This window comes from Mesorhizobium sp. B2-5-7, assembly GCF_006440875.1.
GTDB lineage: Bacteria > Pseudomonadota > Alphaproteobacteria > Rhizobiales > Rhizobiaceae > Mesorhizobium > Mesorhizobium australicum.
In genome coordinates, this window is sequence record NZ_VFUO01000002.1 from 1,236,877 (window position 1) to 1,251,081 (window position 14,205).

At 63.8% G+C, this 14,205-nt stretch carries 13 protein-coding genes and 1 pseudogene; 6 read left to right on the forward strand and 8 right to left on the reverse strand.

All coding sequences use genetic code 11. From position 1 onward, the window contains the following. Positions 1-7: 7 nt before the first annotated feature. The 3 genes from FJ543_RS13560 to FJ543_RS13570 all read right to left on the reverse strand — a co-directional run bounded on the left by FJ543_RS13560 (position 8) and on the right by FJ543_RS13570 (position 2,262). Positions 8-529, reverse strand: a complete 522-nt coding sequence (locus tag FJ543_RS13560) for a hypothetical protein (protein WP_140617718.1) — start codon at positions 527-529, stop codon at positions 8-10. Positions 530-690: 161 nt separating this feature from the next. After that, positions 691-1,821, reverse strand: coding sequence for a hypothetical protein (locus tag FJ543_RS13565; RefSeq protein WP_140617719.1), 1,131 nt, complete (start codon positions 1,819-1,821; stop codon positions 691-693). Positions 1,822-1,827: 6 nt separating this feature from the next. Beyond that, positions 1,828-2,262 (reverse strand): hypothetical protein, encoded by a 435-nt coding sequence (locus tag FJ543_RS13570; RefSeq protein WP_140617720.1) that lies wholly within the window; start codon positions 2,260-2,262, stop codon positions 1,828-1,830. A gap of 883 nt (positions 2,263-3,145) precedes the next feature. Between FJ543_RS13570 and FJ543_RS13575 the strand changes: the two genes are divergently transcribed. Further along, on the forward strand, positions 3,146-4,084 hold the full coding sequence (locus FJ543_RS13575; RefSeq protein WP_015316133.1) for a diacylglycerol kinase family protein: 939 nt from the start codon (positions 3,146-3,148) through the stop codon (positions 4,082-4,084). 341 nt (positions 4,085-4,425) lie between these two features. Here FJ543_RS13575 and FJ543_RS13580 read toward each other — a convergent pair whose 3' ends face one another. The 3 genes from FJ543_RS13580 to FJ543_RS13590 are packed head-to-tail and all read right to left on the reverse strand — an operon-like array spanning position 4,426 to position 8,167. After that, positions 4,426-5,343: an NAD(P)-dependent oxidoreductase gene (locus FJ543_RS13580; RefSeq protein WP_140875436.1), complete on the reverse strand. Its 918-nt coding sequence runs from the start codon at positions 5,341-5,343 to the stop codon at positions 4,426-4,428. After that, a complete protein-coding gene (locus FJ543_RS13585; RefSeq protein WP_015316135.1) occupies positions 5,340-6,554 on the reverse strand; it encodes a mandelate racemase/muconate lactonizing enzyme family protein in 1,215 nt (404 codons plus the stop codon). The genes FJ543_RS13580 and FJ543_RS13585 overlap by 4 nt, the downstream gene beginning before the upstream one ends. Beyond that, positions 6,551-8,167 (reverse strand): GMC family oxidoreductase N-terminal domain-containing protein, encoded by a 1,617-nt coding sequence (locus tag FJ543_RS13590; RefSeq protein ID WP_140875573.1) that lies wholly within the window; start codon positions 8,165-8,167, stop codon positions 6,551-6,553. Before FJ543_RS13590 ends, FJ543_RS13585 begins: the two co-directional genes overlap by 4 nt. Before the next feature lie 257 nt (positions 8,168-8,424). Between FJ543_RS13590 and FJ543_RS13595 the strand changes: the two genes are divergently transcribed. After that, a complete protein-coding gene (locus tag FJ543_RS13595) occupies positions 8,425-9,366 on the forward strand; it encodes a phosphoribosylaminoimidazolesuccinocarboxamide synthase (protein WP_140721768.1) in 942 nt (313 codons plus the stop codon). Positions 9,367-9,789: 423 nt separating this feature from the next. Continuing rightward, positions 9,790-10,185: an acyl-CoA thioesterase gene (locus FJ543_RS13600; protein WP_013893544.1), complete on the forward strand. Its 396-nt coding sequence runs from the start codon at positions 9,790-9,792 to the stop codon at positions 10,183-10,185. 493 nt (positions 10,186-10,678) lie between these two features. On the opposite strand, the gene FJ543_RS13610 is transcribed toward FJ543_RS13600, so the two are convergent. After that, the gene (locus FJ543_RS13610; RefSeq protein WP_015316139.1) at positions 10,679-11,047 is read right to left on the reverse strand and encodes a helix-turn-helix domain-containing protein; all 369 of its coding nucleotides are present in this window, start codon (positions 11,045-11,047) and stop codon (positions 10,679-10,681) included. Between the two features lie 90 nt (positions 11,048-11,137). Here FJ543_RS13610 and FJ543_RS13615 point away from each other — a divergent pair, with 90 nt between their 5' ends. Then, entirely contained in the window at positions 11,138-11,743 is a 606-nt protein-coding gene (locus FJ543_RS13615; protein ID WP_015316140.1) for an NADPH-dependent FMN reductase, read from the forward strand. Between the two features lie 334 nt (positions 11,744-12,077). Here the strand turns inward: FJ543_RS13615 and FJ543_RS13620 are convergent, their stop codons facing one another. Next, positions 12,078-12,599: a hypothetical protein gene (locus tag FJ543_RS13620; RefSeq protein WP_015316141.1), complete on the reverse strand. Its 522-nt coding sequence runs from the start codon at positions 12,597-12,599 to the stop codon at positions 12,078-12,080. A gap of 74 nt (positions 12,600-12,673) precedes the next feature. On the opposite strand from FJ543_RS13620, the pseudogene FJ543_RS13625 reads away from it, so the two are divergent. Continuing rightward, positions 12,674-12,839: pseudogene (locus FJ543_RS13625) on the forward strand (CadC-family transcriptional regulator); the annotation flags it as partial. A gap of 483 nt (positions 12,840-13,322) precedes the next feature. Then, positions 13,323-14,201, forward strand: a complete 879-nt coding sequence (locus tag FJ543_RS13630) for a DMT family transporter (protein ID WP_140875575.1) — start codon at positions 13,323-13,325, stop codon at positions 14,199-14,201. The last annotated feature ends 4 nt before the right edge of the window (positions 14,202-14,205 follow it).

The window sequence follows — 14,205 nt, forward strand, 5'->3', positions numbered from 1 at the left end:
GGCCGTCCTACAGGCCCGTCGGCATCAGCCCAGCCAGCCAGTTCACGGAGCGCTTTGCCGCGTCGGCGGTTGCCGAGGCGGCGCGGCCGAGATCGGTCTTGACCACGGCGTAGCCGTTCTTCGTGCGGTAGAGCACGCCGGTTCCACCGTCGACCACCTGTTCATAGGCGACGGGTCGGGCAGCGGCCGCGTCCAGGGCCGTCGTGGGCGAACCGACCGGGACGCTCGGCCGATGGCTGAGTTCCGGCGGCAGCGGGCTTTCCGTCCTGACGGTCCGGCTGGCGGGCTTCAGTTCCGGGCCCGACGCGATCGCGGCCAGGTGCGAGGAGGACGCCGAGCCCTTCGCGCGGCAGATGCCGGACACGAGCGGATAATTGAAATTGCGCTCGTGCAGGATCTGGCTCTTCATCGCCGCTTCGCAATCGGCGATGGTCGACCACTTGGCCGGCGTCTCGCCGATATATTCGCACAGCTTGGCGTCGCAGTCGCAGCCGACAATGGTCATGGCGACAAGGGCGGTCTTGATCACGGTCTCGTCCCTTCGAGATGCCCCCCGGCAGCCCAGTCAGGCATGTCGCGCCTTCAGGCGACATGCGATCTTCCATTGCGCGCGAACAAGGCGGGATTTTGCCGCGATTGTGGAATGAGCATGACGGCTCGCCAATCCTGGCCAGGCGTGGCTGAAAAGCCTCAGTAGTCGTAGACGTGTTCGAGCCTGGCGCCGGCCTTGATCAGCGACGGCAGCACCAGATGCAGCTTGCGCACGGCCACGACCATGCCGGTGCGGCGCGTCGAGGGGTCCGCCGGCAGCGGATAGCTGAAAAGGATGCGCATGCCTTCGGGAATGGCGATCGAATCGGTCGACAGCACCGTTACCATGATCTCGTCATTGCCGCCGATCTCGACAAAGGAGACTCCCTTGTCGATCAGCCGCGGGATCATGTCGGTGAACACCTGGTAGCGCCTGGTGACGAAGACGGTGCCGTCCGCGCCGTAATCGCGTTCCAGCAAGGTGTCGGGCTCGTTGCGGGTGGCTTCGCCGACCGGCCCCCTGGCCCAGACATGGACATCGAGGAAGGCCGGGTCGGAGGTCGCGGCAAGCGCCTTGGTGATCAGGTCGGCATAGCCTTGCTTGATGGTGTCGGCGAGACCGAAGGCAAGCTTGCGTTCGCTGGTGCGGACGGAACTGTCACCAGGCGCCGGCTGCACCGCGAACAGCCCGGCGCGCTTCTCGGCATAAGGGAACTGGTACCACGGCACCTGATCGAGGAAAGAGGCATACTCCGCGGCCACCTTGGCCTGGTAGATGTCGGCCGCCGTGCGCTTGGCTGACGTCGCCTCGGTGATGCGACCGACCGTGTTCTCATAGGCCCATTGCAGGATATGCTCGATCGAATGGCTGGTGCCGATGATGACCAGCATCTGGTGGTTGGCGTAGTTGAACTTGTAGGGAGAACTGGCGCGGATCACCGTGGCATAGTCTTGCCAGAAGCGGCCGACGTAGGACCAATAGGGAAAGCCGCTCGGCTGGTCCTTGGCGACGAAACCGGCATATTCGCGCGCGGCGTAGACGATCGCCCATTCCGGGTAGGTGAGGAAGGTCGACTCCTCCGGCCGCTGGTAGCCGGGGATTTCGGCGCGCACCTTGTCGGCCAGTGCCTTGGGCGGCGCGCCGTCGGCAATGCCTGGCAGCGGCGTCCTGTCGAGCGCCGGCGTCGTCAGGAAGCCATAGGCCAGCCCGGCGATCGGGATCAGGATGACGATGACGATCAGCCAGAGGATCGCCTTGACGATGCGCTTTATCAAGCGGAACAGGAACATGGCCCGTCAGGCCGTGGCGAAGTGGTCGTAGATGCGCTTCGACAGCCAGAAGCCGATATAGACGGCGATGCCGCCAATGACGATGTGCGGCAGGTTGGCGAAGAAGCGGGCAGGGAATTCGATGTCGTTGAGGGAGCGGAAGCCGTTGATGAAGATACCGGCATCGAGGCAGCCTGAGCCGGTGATCAGCCCGAGCACGCCGTCGAACAGGTAGACCGAGCCGAACAGCTTAAAATAGAACACCGCCTGGCGATGCGAGATGAAGGCGGCGGCCAACGCCCAGACGCCGGAGAAGGCGTGCAGCAGGTCGTCGTACCATTGCAATGAGAACAGGCCGAACAGATTGCCGTCTGCATCGTTGAAGGCCGGAATGTAGCCGATGGCCACGACGCCGAAGAACAAGAACGCGTAGGCGACTGCAAGCTTCTGGATCAGCGTCATGAAGTATCCCCCTTCTACGAGCCCATTTGTAAACGCTACTCTGCCAGCCGCCTGACGCGGTTTTCTGCGCTTCCGCGTTCTACTGCACCGCAGCAGAACTGTGCTCACGGACCCAAAGGTCCGCTGTGCTTCGGTTCTCGAAAACCACGCCATCCGACTCGGCAGAGCGCGTTTTCAAACGGGCTCTGACGACGTCGAACGTTAGCTGATTTTGCCGCCGGTTGCAGCCCCAACCGGAAACACCGTAAAAATTGCGTGGGAGAGCCAAAAGACAGTCGGCGCCGGGATTTCTCCCAGCGCCTCCCTGTCAGATCAGGACACGGTCGCGGCAGCAACTTCCGTAAAGTCGTCGCGCCACGCCGGCCTTGATTTTGACGGTCCTGCCAGAAGCCACCCGAGAGCAGCATCCGTTCCAGACCACGCCGGTCTTGGCCCTTGCGGGCCTTTGCCCTGCGTGCCATCGAAGGTTTTTGCCGTCCTTCATGGCAGCATCGGTCCGCCGTCGGCGTTGGCACGCTTTCCGCGGCCCCGTAGGTCTCGGCTTCCGTCCCTTGAACAAGCAAGCCTGCTCTCGTTCCGGGCCGTACGGGCCTCAGGAAATCCGCCTTTCACTTCGCCTTTCGGCTTGATGATCGGTAGCCGCCTGAGATGGGTTCAACTTACGCCGGGTAAGGGGTTTGGGGAATGGCCGCGCCCCTGTGGATAGCGGGATTATCGGGGACCAATGCCAGAAGCCAGGGAAGTTCAAGCGCGAAGGCCTTAGACAGCCTGCCCCGCGCTTTTTGCATCCATGGCCGAACGCGCCCTTGCTCCGCCGGCCGGTACGAGTTTGAATGCCGGCAAAGGATCGGGCATCCAGGTCCGGCGCCGGGGAGGGCGAAACTTGAAGGTCGGGGTGGTGCTCAATCCGATTGCCGGCGGCGGCCGGCTGAAACGGCATTGGCCTGACGTCGCCGCCGCGCTGAAAAAACACTTCGGCGATTTCGAACTGCGCGAGACGCAGGCCGAAGGCGACGCCGAGCGGCTGGCGCTCGATCTCGCGGCAAACGGCTTCGACCTGGTGATCGCGGCCGGCGGCGACGGCACGGCGAGCGAGGTGGCCGACGGCTTGCTGCAGGCCCGCGAGGAGGGCGGCAGGACGACCGAGCTTGGCCTGCTGCCGTGCGGCACCGGCATCGACTTCGCGCGCGGGCTCGGCCTGCCGAAGGAGATCGGCGCGACGCTGGAACGGATTGCCGGGGCGAAGGCCAGGGCGGTCGATGCCGGCCGCATCTGCTATATCGACGACCATGGCGCGCTGGCCAGCCGCCACTTCATCAACATCGCCAGCCTTGGCCTGTCGGGCGCCACTGATCGCGCCGTCAATGCCGACAAGCGCAAGGGCAGGATGTCGGCCAAGGCGCTGTTCCTGTGGCGCACCGTGGTCGAGTTCATCCGCTACCGCTTCCAGGACGTGCGGATCACAGTCGACGACGGCACGCCGGTCGAGGCGCGCATGGCGCTGGTGGCGGTGGCCAATGGCAAATTCTTCGGCGGCGGCATGATGATCGCGCCCGATGCCGAACTGACCGATGGACGGTTCGACATCGTCATCCTGCGCGCGGCGGGCAAGCTGAAGCTGATCTGGGACATCCGCCTGCTCTATGGTGGGCGGCACCGCAACCATCCAGCGATCACCATCCTGCGCGGCAGGAAAGTGGTTGTCGAACCGCTCGGCGACGTCGAGAAGAATGGCGCGCTGGTCGACATAGACGGCGAGTCACCGGGGCGCATACCCGCCACCTTCGAGATCCTGCCTGGTGCGTTGCTGGTGAGATATTGAATCAAGGCACAGCCCGGCGGTGGAGCGTCTCAACGTCGTCATCCCAGGGCGAAGCAGGAGCGAAGCTCCGTCGCGGAGACACTGGGATCCATGCCGTGATATTGGCCGAAGAGTGCGGCGGAGCCGAAATCAGCACCGTTGCAGCGCCTTGATGTTACGGGATGGATCCTCGGGTCAAGCCCGAGGATGACGAAAGGAAGGGGTGTCTCCCGCCAATCGCCGAGCCATGCAGTCCGATCGAAACTCTCGCCCGAGAAACCGGTCGAGATGTTGCAGCTCTGATTCAAGTTGTTGCCGTATGATTCTAGATGCTCGCCCAACATCTTGATTTATTTGCTAGTTCATATTTCCAGCCTGGCCGGAAAGCCCGGCGCGCGCAGGTCGGTGCCGACGGTATCTTCAAGCAATTTGACGATCTGGGTCGACCAGGCATCGCCGCCATAAGCCGCCTTGCCTTGCTCGAAGATCGCGTTGACGCGCGACGCCAGATCGAGCGGCACGCCGGATTGTTCGGCCATGGTCAGCGCAAAGCCAAGGTCCTTCAGCGCAAGGTCCATGGTGAAGCCGATATCGTAGGAGCCGTTCAGCACCAACTGGCTTTCGGTCTCGTGGACGAAGCTGTTGCCTGAAGACGCGACGATGGCGTGGTAGGATTGCGCGAGGTCGAGCCCGCCTTGCTTGGCCAGCATCAGCGCCTCGCCGGCGGCGACCAGATGGATGAAGGCCAGCATGTTGGTGATAACCTTGATCACCGCCGCCGAGCCGATCGGGCCCATCAGGAACGACTTGGCGCACATCGCTTCGATGGCCGGGCGGTGACGCTCGTAGAGGGGGGCGTCGCCGCCGACCAGCGCGGTGATCTTGCCGACCGCCGCCAGATGCACACCGCCGGTGACCGGGCATTCCAGCGTCTCGATCCCCTTGGCCGAGGCGAGGGCGGCCAGCCGCAAAATCTCGTCGCGGCCGTTGGTCGACATCTCGATCCAGGTGCCGCCCCTGGGCAGACCTTCCAGCAATCCGCCCGGGCCGCCCAGCACCGCCTCGCTGACTTTTGGCGAAGGCAGGCAGGTGATGGCATTGCCGGCCCGCGCCGCGGCTTCGGCCGGGCTATTGGCGGCCGTCGCGCCGAGCGCGACAAGGCGCTCGACGGCGGCGGGGTCGCGGTCGACGACGGTGACGTCAAAGCCGTTGCGGATCAGGCTGGCGGCAAGATTGCCGCCGAGATGGCCAAGGCCGATGAAGGCGTAGCTTTCGCTCACGGCATCAGCGGCGTCTGCATCATCTGCAGATGCAGGTCCTTGCCGGTGTAGGGATGGGCGTCGCAGACCGCCTCGTTCAGCTCGACGCCGAGGCCCGGCTCCTTCGACGGGATGACATTGCCGTCCTGCCATTCGATCTTCTTCTTCAACAGCGTGGCGTGGAAACCGTCCCACTGCTTCAGCGATTCCAGGATCAGGAAGTTGGGCAGAGTCACCGCGAGCTGGATGTTGGCGGCACCGACGATCGGCCCGCAATAGCAGTGCGGCGCGACCTGGATGTGATAGGCCTCGGCCATGGCCGCGATCTTCTTGGTTTCCAGAATGCCGCCGGAGCGGCCGAGGTCCGGCTGCAGGATGGTGGCGGCGCGGTTCTCGATGACACGGGCGAATTCGGATTTGGTCGTCAGCCGCTCGCCGGTGGCGATCGGGATCGAAGTCGCGCGGGCGACCTGCGCCATCACTTCGGGCATGTCGGGCGGCACCGGCTCCTCGAACCACAGCGGATCATAAGGCTCGATGGCGCGCGCCATGCGCAGCGCGCCCGATGCCGTGAATTGGCCGTGCGTGCCGAACAGGATATCGGCGCGGGTGCCGACCGCCTCGCGGATCGCCTTGATCATGCGGGTCGAGACATCGATGTCGACGAGGCGCGGCTGATGGCCGTCGAAGGCGGTGTAGGGGCCGGCCGGGTCGAGCTTGACGGCATTGAACCCCTGCTCGACATATTCGAGCGCGCAAGCCGCCGCCATCTCCGGGTCGTTATAGACATTCCTGCCATCCGGCGCGTCCTCGGAATGGACGCTGCCGGTGTGCGGATAGAGATAGGTGTAGGAGCGCAGCGTCTCGTGCACCTGGCCGCCAAGGAGCTTGTAGACCGGCTTGTTGGCTTCCTTGCCGACGATGTCCCAACAAGCCATTTCGAGTGCGGAAAAACAGCCCATGCCGGTCACGTCGGGGCGCTGGGTAAAGCCGGAGGAATAGGCGCGGCGGAAGAAGTTCTCGATGTCGTGCGGATCGTGGCCGATCAGATAGCGCTCGGCCATGTCCTCGACGAGCTTGGCCGTGACATGGGCGGAGAAGGTGGCGTTATAGGCCTCGCCATAGCCGACCACGCCGCCATCGGTGGTGAGCTTGACGAAGATGAAATACTTGCCGCCGATGCCGGGTGGCGGGTTGCCGACAACCCAGGTCTTGACGTCGGTGATCTTCATGTGTGGTCCTCCAGAACCAGTTCGGCGCCCTTCCACCCGGTCATGACAGAGGCGGCGTTGGTGTTGCCGGTGATGTTGTCGGGAAAGATCGAGGCGTCTATGATGCGCAAGCCTTCGAGCCCGTGCGCCTTGAGGCGCGGATCGACGACGGAGCGCGAGGGATCGGGTCCCATGCGGCAGGTCGAGACCGGGTGATAGACGGTGCCGGAGCGTTTCCTGAAATCGGTGATCAGGTCGGCGTCGGACCGGATCGACGGACCGGGCAGCACCTCTTCGGCGATGATCTCGGCCATGGCGGGCATCGAGGCGATCTTGCGCACGAATTTCACCGCCGACAGCATTTCGTCGACATCGGCATTGGTGGAATAGGCGTTGGCGACGATCTTGGGATAATCGAGCGGATTGCTGGAGCGGATCATGATCTCGCCGCGGCTCGATGGCCGGCAGTTGGACAGGCCGATGGAGAAGCCCGGCCACGGATCCGGCGTCAGGATCGGCCGCTCGCCGTTCTTCGGGATGAGGGTCGAAAAGGCCTGGAAATAGAGCTGCATGTTGGGGCGCGAGAAGGCCGGATCGGTGCGGAAGAAGCCGCCGCCATGGTTCATCGACAGCGACAGCGGCCCGGAGCGGGTCAGGATGTACTGCATGCCGACCAAAAGCTTGCCCCACCAGGGACGCAGGATCTGGTTCAGCGTCGGCAGCTTGCCCTTGAAGGTGTAGTTGATGCCGACATGGTCCTGCAGATTGGCGCCGACATTCTCGTTGGCATGCACGACCGGGATGCCCAAGCCTTCAAGCAGCGCCGCCGGACCCACCCCGGAGAGCTGCATGAGCTGCGGCGAGTTGATCGAACCCGCGGACAGGATGATTTCGCGGCCGGCGCGGGCCGTCCTGGTCTGACCGTTCTGCAAATACTCGACGCCGACGGCGCGCTTGCCTTCGAACAGGACGCGGCTTGCCAGCGCCTTGGTCTCCACGCGCACATTGGCGCGCTTCATCGCCGGGCGCAGGAAGGCACGGGCGGCCGACATGCGGCGGCCGTTCTTGGTCGAGATCTGGTAGATGCCGACGCCTTCCTGGGCAGCACCATTGAAATCGGGATTGAGCGGCAGACCGGCCTGCTGGCCTGCGGTGAGATAGCGCTTCGTCAGCGGGTGGACGGCATCGGTGGTGTCGCTGATGTGCAGGGGACCGCCGCTGCCGCGCCATGCGTCGGCGCCGGCTTCATTGTCCTCGAGCGCCTTGAAGGCCGGCAACAGATCGTCATAGCCCCAGCCGGGATTGCCGGCGGCGCGCCAGTCATCGAAGTCTTCGCGGGCGCCGCGGATCCAGACCATGGCGTTGATCGAGCTTGACCCGCCAAGCAGCTTGCCGCGCGGCCAGTGGTCGACATTGCCGCCGAGGCCGGGATCCGGCTCGGTCTTGTAGTTCCAGTTCACCGTGGGATCGAAGAAGGTCTTGCCGTAGCCGAGCGGCATCTGCACGTAGAAGCGCCGGTCGCTGCCGCCGGCTTCCAGCACCAGCACCGAGAAGCGGCCCGAAGCCGACAGTTTGTCGGCCAGAACCGAGCCGGCCGAGCCGGAGCCGACGATGATGAAGTCATAGGTCTGCATGATGAAAATGGCGGCTCCGGAAATCTGGCGCAGCCTAGACGCCATGGGTTCGCCGCGTCGCCGCGCCTTCCGGCATCGGTTGTGAAAAAAGCGACTGGTATACCGGCCGGCTTTCGGGGAATGCCGACAATCGCGCTTGATATGCATGGGGTCGACGGACTATGCGGATAGCATCATTTCGGCATGATTTTTTCCGATAAGTCTGCAACTTTTCGGAATCATGCCCCTGGCCACTCCGCGCAAAGGCAGGAGAACCCATGCGTGTCCTGTCGGATGCTTTCATTCCCGAACTGCCGGGCTATTACAAAGGCAAGGTCCGCGAGAATTACGACCTGGCCGACGGCAGGCGTATCATCATCGCCACCGACCGTCTCAGCGCCTTCGACATCATCCTGACCTCGATCCCGTTCAAGGGAGAGATCCTCACCCGGACGGCGCGGTACTGGTTCGAGGAAACCGCCGACATCTGCCCGAACCATGTGCTGGAATATCCCGACCCCAACGTCGTCGTCGGCACAAGGCTCGACATACTGCCGGTCGAGATCGTCGTGCGCGGCTATCTGGCGGGGACCACCAGCACCTCGATCCTGACCCGCTACCGACGCGGCGAACGGGACATGTATGGAATGCGCCTGCCAGACGGCCTGCGCGACAATGAGAGGCTGGCCGAGCCGGTCATCACGCCGACCAGCAAGGCGGCCGACGGCGGCCATGACGAGCCGCTGTCCAGGGCCGAGATCCTGGAGCAGGGCCTGCTCACGCAGGAGCAGTGGGACACGGTTTCGGATTATGCCTTGAAGCTGTTCGCCCGCGGCCAGGCGCGCGCAGCCGAACGCGGCCTGATCCTGGCCGACACGAAATACGAATTCGGGACAGACAAGGACGGGACGATCATTCTCGCCGACGAAATCCACACGCCCGACAGCAGCCGGTACTGGATCGCGGCGAGCTACCAACAGGCGCTGGCTGATGGCACGCGGCCGGAGAGCTTCGACAAGGATTTCATCCGCTCATGGGTGACGGCGCGCTGCGATCCCTACAAGGACCCGATCCCGAGGATTCCGGACGAGATCGTCGAACAGGCCTCTGGGGTGTATGCCCAGGCTTACGAGGCGATCACCGGCAAGGCATTCGTTCCCGACATTTCCGGGGATACGGTTCTCGACCGCATCCGCGCTAACCTTGCACGTTATTTCTGAGAGGTGCGATCTCCAGGAACCGCGTTCCTCGGCGATTGGGAGAACCTTTCTGACACCGAAGCCGCTGAAAATCGCCCACAACCGGGCGTATGCCAATTCCACGCCGAGCCGTCGACCCCCACTCCGTCGCCGCTTTGCGGCGCCACCTCTCCCCCGATCGACGGGGTAGAGGAAGGGGCGCTAGCCTTGCCCGGCCTGGCTCCTTCCTCTCCCTCCGGAGGGGGGAGAGGTGGCGCTGCGAAGCAGCGACGGAGTGGGGGAAGCCCGTTCCAGAACCCGAAGCCGCTGAAAATCAGGCACAACCGGGCGAATGCAGGGTTAGCCTATGGCCTTGGGGCGAGGAAACAGCAGCGGCGGCGCGTTGACCTATTCCCGTAGCGGCGATACGGGATCGATGACCATCACTGCTTAAGGATTCTGCCCATGGTGCAGTACGCGGACGGACGGCCGATCGGAGACCTGACGCTGCGCACCCTGGCCATGCCTTCGGACGCCAATGCCGCAGGCGACATTTTCGGTGGCTGGGTGATGGCGCAGATGGATCTTGCCTGCGGCATCCGCGCCGCCGAGCGGGCCAGGGGCCGCGTGGTGACGGCGGCGGTCAAGGAAATGTCCTTCGCCAAGCCGATGAAGATCGGCGACACGCTGTGCATCTACACCCATGTCGAACGCGTCGGCCGCACCTCGATGACGCTCAAGGTCGAGGCCTGGGCGCAGCGCTATCTTTCCGACCTGATGGAAAAGGTGACGCACGCCGATTTCGTCATGGTGGCGCTCGACGGCGAGGGCAAGCCGAAGGCGGTTCCGGCCGAGAGCTGATTCGACACCGCCAAGCCGGGGGCATTTGTAACATCGCCCGAGTGAAGCGATGCGTTCAGCGACATGCTGCCGTTGCCTTCCACGCGCAATTCTCCCGGACACCGGAGGAAGACAATGCGTCAACACCTGTTGAACGGCTGGCTTGCGGCGGCTCTCGTGGCCCTTGTCTGCCTGCTCGGCATAACCGCTTACGCCGAAGTCAAACAGGACCTTGGGCGCACCGCCTGCCTGCATGACACGACGGATGCGAAGCAGCGAACAGCGACGTGCACGATCTGCAGCCAGACGCCTTGCTTGGCGCGAAGGGCCTGACTGGCTGCCGTTGGAATGTGTGTTACCGTCGAGAGGGGGCCGGGCGCGTCGGGCCGGCATCGAGCGCCATGGACTGTTTCCAAGTCGCCTTTAGGTCCAGTCGCTTTCAAGGAGCCGTGACTTCGCTTGGGCAGCTAGAGCCGCTCAGTGCAGGTCCCGAATCCCTTGCCGCGCATGGGCTTCAGGCGTGCATGTCGTCGAATCTGGCGCGTGCCGACTGGACACGCTGGGTGTTCTTGCGGGCCCATTCGCCGAGCGCGCCGACCGGCACCAGCAACTCGTGACCGAGCTCCGTCAGCTCGTAATCGACGCGCGGCGGAATGGTTGGAAACACCTTGCGGGTGATGAAGCCGTCACGCTCCAGGCCGCGCAAGGTGGTGGTCAGCATCTTCTGGGAGATGCCGCCGACGGCGGCGCGCAATTCGTTGAAACGCAGCGGTCCGCCGCCCAGCTTGCCGACCACGAGCACGGTCCATTTGTCGCCGACGCGCTGCAGGATTTCCGACACGGCGCGGCAGTCCTCGGTGTTATGCGGGTGCCTCAGTAACAAAAACGTGCCTCCTTGCGCATCAAATTGTCAGTATCACATATAGCGCCGGTATCCAAACGATACCAAAAATTCCCGCAAGGAGAGCCCCTTATGTCCAAGCCCAAAATCGCCATTGTCATCGGTTCGACGCGCGCTGCCCGCTTCGCCGACGTGCCGACGCAGTGGATCGCCAAGATCGCCAAGGCACATGCCGACATCGATGTCGAAATTGTCGATCTGCGCGACTTTCCGCTGCCCTTCTTCGATGAGGTCGCGTCTTCCGCCTGGGCGCCGTCGCAGAACGAAGTCGCACAGCGCTGGCAGAAGAAGGTCGCCGGATTCGACGGCTTCATCTTCACCGCCGCCGAATACAATCACGGCCCGACGGCCGTGCTGAAGAATGCGATCGACTACGCCGCCAACGAGTGGAACAAGAAGCCGGCCGGCTTTGTCGGCTATGGCAGCGTCGGTGGCGCCCGCGCCGTCGAACAGCTTCGTCTCCACGCCGTCGAATTGCAGATGGCGCCGGTCAAGTCCGCGGTCCATATCGCCTGGGGCGATTTCCTGGCCGTGCGCCAGGGCGAGAAGAAGCTCGAAGATCTCGAGCACCTGAACCAGGCCGCCACCGCGCTGGTCAACGACGTCGCCTGGTGGGCCAAGGTGCTGAAGGCCGCCCGCGCCGCCGATGCCGTCGCCGGAGAAGCCCAGGCGGCCTGATCCGCCGGATCGGATTGTCCTCCCAAGGGATATGGGGCGGCGCTTGCGTCGCCCTTTTTTCGCGTTCCTGCAAGGAGTTGCGGCTGCGCGAAAGATCTGCATGCAACGCCGCGCCGCCCCTCAGCGCCTCGCAAGCAGGTGAGGGTGCCGCAGACACAGCGCTCTTGCGAAGGCGCCCGTCCCGGGAGCCACGTGCTCGTCCTTTGCCCGAAGAGGGCGGCTCGACCGGCAAGGTCGTGCTGATGCCTTAGTTCCCGAAGCTGCTCGTCGGCAGACTGCCACCTCAAAGGGCGGTCGTCGGTCCAGGTCGGGTCGGCTCCGAATATCGAACGGCTCAAATACCCGCGATCGCGAAAAGCCAGGCCAGGATGTCGAACAACAGAAGGACCAGCGCAATCTGCAATGCCACCCGAAGCCGCTGGATAATGCGCCAGTTGCTGACCATGTCCGCCTTGATGCGAAGGGCGAGCGCGCGCTGCATGGCCGACATGTTTGCTGGCCTGTCGCCGTCGACATATTGATGGAGCAGCTCTTCTGGGTCGAAGCGGAACGTGTATTTGTGGTAGGGCCAAAGCAAGAAGACGATCAGCCCGCCGATGACGAACAGCAGAACCACCGCGATCCAGTCCCAAAGCCCAAGCCCGTCGGAAAGCGCCCTTCCGCCAAGCAGCGAGTTGGCGAACGCAGTGGCGAAGATGAGGCTGCCAGCGCGGGCGTTCATGTTCTCGACGAGGTTCTGCTGGTGATTGAGGCCTCTCACTGCCTCCTGATAAATGAAGGCAAGGCGGGGATCGCCGTCGGCAAGGTCGCTCGCGACTGCTGTGTTGCTGTCTGCTCTATTGGCAGATTCGTTCATAAGGGTGCTCTATAGCGCGCCAGTGCTGCGTCATTCTAACTCAAATCTCTTGCCGCCAAAACGTTGGCCGTACAGGACAGCTCCTCGACTCTTCCACCGGCCTCCATTTATGGGCCGACTGTTTTTGACGGCACTCTGGCGGAGATCTTTGATCTCCAGGATCAGATCGCCTCAAACATAGTCGGCGCAATCACGCCGAAGATCGAGGAGGCTGAAATCGAACGTGCCAAGTGCAAACCGAGATCTTTGCGCTCGCAGCCGAACTACGCGAGCGCGATGCGTGTCGCGATGGCAAGTCATGCCTTGGCGGGACAGCTTTCTGAAGCGGAGAAGATGCGCGCCTGCGCGAACTCGATCCCACATTGCGGCTTTCGGACTCGCGGAGGTGCTGCCCCGTTTCAACGGGTGGAAGACCGTGACAACTATATCGAGGGCCTTCGGAAGGCGGACTTGCCAGAATAGCGCAAAAGCCGGTCCGTCATGCCATGGCCGAGACTCGATGCTCAGATATCCGCTTTCGCGGTCACGCGCCGCTAGACAAGCCGGCAATGGTTGGCGGGCTGGCTGCGAGCTTTCCCAGCCATTCCACAAGTCGCCATGGTTGGACCGCCATGTCGGCGGGGCTGCCATCTGGCCCCGCCGGTCCGCCCTGATATATCCGACTGCGATCCACCACATGAGGGCCTCGTGAAGTCGTCCAGCCTGGCAGGCGCCGTTTCTCCCATGATCCCGGTGCTTGTCTGCGCGCTTGGCATCTTCCTGCTGTCGGGGATGGACGCGGCGATGAAGGTCCTGGTCCTTGCCGTCGGCGTCTACAACACGGTGCTGTGGCGCAGCATGCTCGCGACCGTGGTTGCCGGCGCCGGCTGGTCGGCGGGACCGCGCACGCTGCCCAAGCCTTCCGTGCTCAGGCTGCATGCGCTGCGTGCCGCGGTCGTCGGCTTTGTCCTGCTGTCCTTCTTCTGGGGGCTTGCCAGGCTGCCGCTGGCGGAGGCGATCGGGCTCAGTTTCGTGGCGCCGCTGTTCGCCCTGCTGCTGGCGGCGTTGCTGCTCGGCGAACGCATACAGCGTCAGGCGATCTGGGCCTCGCTGGCCGGCATTGCGGGCGTCGCAATCATCGTCGGCGGACAGTTCGGGCAGACAAGCCATGCCAGGGATGCCTTGCTCGGCACGGCGGCGGTGCTGGTGTCGACGGTGTTCTATGCCTACAATCTGATCCTTGCGCGGCAGCAGGCGCTGGTGGCCAAGCCGATCGAGATCATGCTGTTTCAGAACCTTTGCGTGGCGGTCTTCCTTGGTCTCGCGGCGCCCTGGCTGGCCATTGCCCTGCCGCGCGAGCTCTGGCTTCCGCTCGCCGGCGTGACGGCGCTGTCGCTCGCCGGCCAATTCCTGATGAGCTGGGCCTATGCGCGGGCGGAAGCGCAGTATCTGATCCCGACGGAATACTCCGCCTTCATCTGGGCGATCGCACTTGGCTTCCTCTTCTTCGACGAGGCGGTGACCTGGACCACGCTGGCGGGAGCGGGTCTCATCGTCACCAGTTGCCTGATCGCGGCACGCTCAAATCCCAGGCTTGCCGAGCCGATCGAAGCCGCTCTCTGATGGC

Bases quoted from the DNA above. Each gene is read 5' to 3' on its own strand.
- FJ543_RS13570 (WP_140617720.1), bottom strand. From the start codon at position 2,262: ATGACGCTGATCCAGAAGCTTGCAGTCGCCTACGCGTTCTTGTTCTTC.
- FJ543_RS13595 (WP_140721768.1), top strand. From the start codon at position 8,425: ATGCGTGTCCTGTCGGATGCTTTCATTCCCGAACTGCCGGGCTATTAC.
- FJ543_RS13590 (WP_140875573.1), bottom strand. From the start codon at position 8,167: ATGCAGACCTATGACTTCATCATCGTCGGCTCCGGCTCGGCCGGCTCG.
- FJ543_RS13620 (WP_015316141.1), bottom strand. From the start codon at position 12,599: ATGAACGAATCTGCCAATAGAGCAGACAGCAACACAGCAGTCGCGAGC.
- FJ543_RS13585 (WP_015316135.1), bottom strand. From the start codon at position 6,554: ATGAAGATCACCGACGTCAAGACCTGGGTTGTCGGCAACCCGCCACCC.
- FJ543_RS13615 (WP_015316140.1), top strand. From the start codon at position 11,138: ATGTCCAAGCCCAAAATCGCCATTGTCATCGGTTCGACGCGCGCTGCC.
- FJ543_RS13565 (WP_140617719.1), bottom strand. From the start codon at position 1,821: ATGTTCCTGTTCCGCTTGATAAAGCGCATCGTCAAGGCGATCCTCTGG.
- FJ543_RS13600 (WP_013893544.1), top strand. From the start codon at position 9,790: ATGGTGCAGTACGCGGACGGACGGCCGATCGGAGACCTGACGCTGCGC.
- FJ543_RS13630 (WP_140875575.1), top strand. From the start codon at position 13,323: ATGATCCCGGTGCTTGTCTGCGCGCTTGGCATCTTCCTGCTGTCGGGG.